This is a genomic window from Sphaerochaeta sp. (genome assembly GCF_050178175.1).
Taxonomy (GTDB): domain Bacteria; phylum Spirochaetota; class Spirochaetia; order Sphaerochaetales; family Sphaerochaetaceae; genus Sphaerochaeta.
Genome location: NZ_JBFXGH010000163.1, coordinates 1 through 3,910 on the forward strand (window position 1 = coordinate 1; position 3,910 = coordinate 3,910).

Below are 3,910 nucleotides of genomic sequence, written 5' to 3' on the forward strand. Positions count from 1 at the left end.
ATGCAAAACACCGCCCACCTCATCGCCCTAATCCATGAACAGATGTTCAACTATGAAAGGGGTAATCCAGAACGTATTGCTCACCTAACCAAGGTCCACGACTATGCCAGGACGATTGGTTTGCTTGAAGGCCTTGATGAAGAAACACTAGCAACCTTGGAAACAGCAGCACTTGTGCATGATATCGGTATAAAGGAGTCCTTGGAAAAGTATGGAAGCAGCAGAGGCGATTTGCAGGAGAGGGAAGGACATCCTCTTGCAAAAGCCCTCCTGACAAAGCTTGATTTCCCCTCTCCAATGATCGAACGAGTGGCATTCCTGGTAGGACATCACCACACCTACGATACCATCGATGGAATCGACTACCAGATCCTCGTTGAAAGTGACTTCTTGGTAAACCTCCAAGAGAAGAAAACAAGTATTGAAGCAATTAGAAAGGTATATGAGGAGATTTTCAAGACAAAGTCAGGCAAGCAATTCTGTGGGGAGATGTATGGGGTATAGGAATCTTATTTACTTCCTTCAACCAGATCAATCTCACCTTGCGCTATAAAAGAAAGGTGACTTATCATAGGAGCATACTTGTTCTATCAGAATAAAAATCCCCTCTTGGAGGCCTCCCGTGAGACGACCTATCTGCTCTCTTCTTATCGCCGGTTGCTTGATTGCAATGACCTTGTTCCTGATCGGTTGTGAGGAGGAAATTGTTTATGAGCCGACTGGGAGTATTGATTTTGTCTTTGCAGATGTTGATCCAGCTAAGTTTTACGCATTTACCGGAAAAATTGCAGGCGTTCAGCAGATGTTCGACCAAGGACTTGAATACCGAGAGGAGGGAGACGATACCCCTTCAACACCAACGGGAGAAAGAATTCAAGAGAATGACAATACATATACCATTGAGGTAGTCGATCAAGGATCATGGACTTGGACTGTATATGAGTATTATCTCACGCAGTATTCTGAAGAAGGGGGATTCGATTCAGAGGTACCTTCTTTCGAACATACTACAACAATTCAAGAAGGTATAAACACCATCACGGTTTCGTTTAACTGATAATGGCTTAATACAATATACCCAAAACCCGTCCGTTTTAGTTTCATCAAACCTTAATCAGTTGTATTAATATCACCCCTCCCCACTAGATATTCTACAAAGAAGTAGTATGATTAGGCATTGTCTTCCCCAATAATCGGAATCTGGATCTCAGTAATGAATCTACTGCTATCCCGCTCAACAAACTGGTCAAGGATATTGAAGTTGACCTCCCAATCAGCAAGACGATACTCCCCTCTCTCTTCCCTGATCCAGTCTATTGCGGTTCCTATTGTCTCATAAGAACCCTGATGATACCCACAGAGGAAAGGGCCTCCCTTGATGACTGACGCATCATGGATTGAAGGAATCTCTGATTCTTCAGGGGTGTATTCGAAAAGATACGCCCCAAACTGTTTCGTGTTTTCCCGATAAAACACCAAGGTTGGATGGAAGTAGAATACATCCGATCCGTACAGTGTCTCCTCTGAACCGATGTCTAGATAATACCGGTCAGGGAATGTCTTCACCTGTACCTCCTGCAGTCTCACCTGGGGAAGCTGAACCTTGATAAACTCAATCTTTCGCTGGATTGCCGAATCGATGGAAATAAGTTCTTGCCAACGTTGCCTCAGAAGAGCCGACTGCCCTTGCAATCGTTCAATGGTATGGTCGAGGGTTCTGCTATCCAAATACTCTCTAATCTGTTCCAGAGAGTACCCCAAACGCTTCAAATACCGAATGGAAGCAACCTGGTAGACCTGGTCAAACTTGTAGAGCCGATATCCGTTTGCATGATTCCTATGGGAAGGAACCAACAAACCAATCTTGTCATAATATCGCAGCGTCTGTACATCAATGGCAAACAAATCCGCCAATTCACCAATCGTGAAAAAGTCTTTCATGGGGCAATATTAGCGCTTGTTTCGCTCATAAGGAACCCCAAGGGAGGCAGGGTCTTGACTCTTTCCTATTGAGAAGAGCAGTACCAAAATTGTCACTAAGTAAGGGAACATCGCAAACACCTGGGAAGGTACCGCAGAGCCCATTGTCTGCAGTCGTATCTGTAGAGCTTCAGCTGAACCTATGACCAACGCTGCGGCCAGGACTCCAAGAGGATTCCGCCGCCCAAGAATGACCGTAACCAGAGCAATATACCCCTTCCCGCTGGTGAGATTCTCCTGGAAGAACCCAAGCTTCACTGTTGAGAGATATGCTCCCCCCAGGCCACCAAGCACCCCGTTGATACAGGCAGCTCCATAGCGAACCAGATGGACCCTAATTCCCGCAGTATCAGCAGCCCGAGGGTTCTCTCCCACTGCCTTGAGAATGACCCCCCACTCGGTTTTGTAGAATAACACCAGCAGGAGTATCACACACAGGAACAACAGATATACGAAAGGATCTTGGTCAAACAATGCCGGCCCAATGATAGGAATCCTATGAAGCAAGGGCACCTTCACATGGTTGATAATCTCAATGGAAGGGAGCGTGGTAGTCTTGCCGAACTGAATCAGGAACAAGAAACTGGTCAAACCCAGAAACAGGAAATTCAGGGCAAGGCCTGCAATTGTCTGGTCAGCCTTGTGGTGAATGCTCAGCACTGCGTGGATCATGCTGGCGGCCACACCTCCTGCAATACCTGCAAGCAGTCCAAGCGCTACGCTGGAAGTCTGGAACATCGCCCAGAAGCTGAAATATGCACCACTAAGCATAATGGCTTCTACTCCAATATTGCTTATCCCAGCGCGTTCACTTACGGTCTCTCCCAATCCAGCAAGAGCAATAGGAGTTGCCATTCGGATTGTTGCTGCAAGGAATGTTGTGATCAGGGTAAGCGTTACGGGATTCATCCTACACATCCTTGCAGCCAAAGAACTGCTTCCGCGCCAAAATCATAATGACCAACAACCCCATGATGATGCTGGCAATAGATGTAGGAACCCCACTGCTACGCTGCATAGCCATCGATCCAACCTGCAAGGCTGCAATACCCAGCGAGCTGAGAATAATCCAGAATGGGTGGTTCTTCCCCAGAAGGGAGACCACGATAGCCAAGTATCCATAGCTTGGACTGATTCCTTCAATCAAGCGATGGTGCAAGCCAGCAATCTCACTTACCCCCGCCAAACCAGCAAGGCCACCACTGAGCAAAGCGGAAAATACCATGTGACTCCTCACAGAAATACCGCTACACATACTAGCTCGTTTATTAAGGCCCACAGCCCGCATACAGAACCCTGTTGACGTCCTGAACATCAGCAAGTAGACCAAAATGGCGCAAATCAGGGCGAGCAGGAATCCTGCATGCAGGCGTGTAGGCAAAAGCAACATAGGAAAGTAGGAAGCGGGAGGCAGCATTGGTGACATAGGATAGGGATAAGAGGGATCCTTCAGACTCGTCCTGACCAGTATCCCCACCAAGTTGATGGCAATGTAATTCAACATAATGGTATTGATGATCTCAGAAAGACCAAATTTGGCCTTAAGGATACCAGGGATTACGGACCACAGTCCGCCAGCAAGAAACCCTACCAGCATGGCAAGGGAGATCATAAGTACTGGAGGCAAGGAGGGAAACGCCATCCCCAACCAAGTAATTGCAATTGCTCCAAGGTAAATCTGGCCCTCCGCACCGATATTGATGAACCCGGTACGGAACCCGACTGAAACTCCAAGGGCAGCAAGCATCAAGGGTGTTGCACGTACCAGGACCTCCCCGATCGAATACGTTGACCCCACGATACCCCGTATAAAACTGGAGAGAGATGAGGGAATGCTGCTCCCCACCATGGCGATCAGTATTAGTGAGACACCCAGTACAATACCGGTTACCACAGTGAGCGAGAGAACATTGGAAACAGACCGTTTCAT

The 3,910-nt window shown here is 47.4% G+C and carries 5 protein-coding genes; 2 read left to right on the forward strand and 3 right to left on the reverse strand.

What is annotated here, in order from left to right; all coding sequences use genetic code 11:
- The coding region (locus tag AB7S66_RS11780) for an HD domain-containing protein (RefSeq protein ID WP_428520238.1) at positions 1 to 504 on the forward strand (504 nt) is incomplete at its 5' end.
- A 157-nt stretch (positions 505 to 661) separates the two neighbouring features.
- Positions 662 to 1,057: a hypothetical protein gene (locus AB7S66_RS11785; RefSeq protein WP_428520240.1), complete on the forward strand. Its 396-nt coding sequence runs from the start codon at positions 662 to 664 to the stop codon at positions 1,055 to 1,057.
- A gap of 113 nt (positions 1,058 to 1,170) precedes the next feature.
- Here the strand turns inward: AB7S66_RS11785 and AB7S66_RS11790 are convergent, their stop codons facing one another.
- From AB7S66_RS11790 to AB7S66_RS11800, 3 genes are read right to left on the reverse strand one after another with little or no spacing between them, the layout of a single operon-like run.
- Positions 1,171 to 1,941 carry a MerR family transcriptional regulator gene (locus AB7S66_RS11790; RefSeq protein ID WP_428520242.1) on the reverse strand — a complete coding sequence of 257 codons (771 nt, stop codon included), beginning with the start codon at positions 1,939 to 1,941 and terminating at the stop codon, positions 1,171 to 1,173.
- 9 nt (positions 1,942 to 1,950) lie between these two features.
- A complete protein-coding gene (locus tag AB7S66_RS11795; protein WP_428520244.1) occupies positions 1,951 to 2,889 on the reverse strand; it encodes an ABC transporter permease in 939 nt (312 codons plus the stop codon).
- 1 nt (position 2,890) lies between these two features.
- Complete coding sequence (locus AB7S66_RS11800) at positions 2,891 to 3,910, reverse strand: ABC transporter permease (RefSeq protein WP_428520246.1); 1,020 nt, start codon at positions 3,908 to 3,910, stop codon at positions 2,891 to 2,893.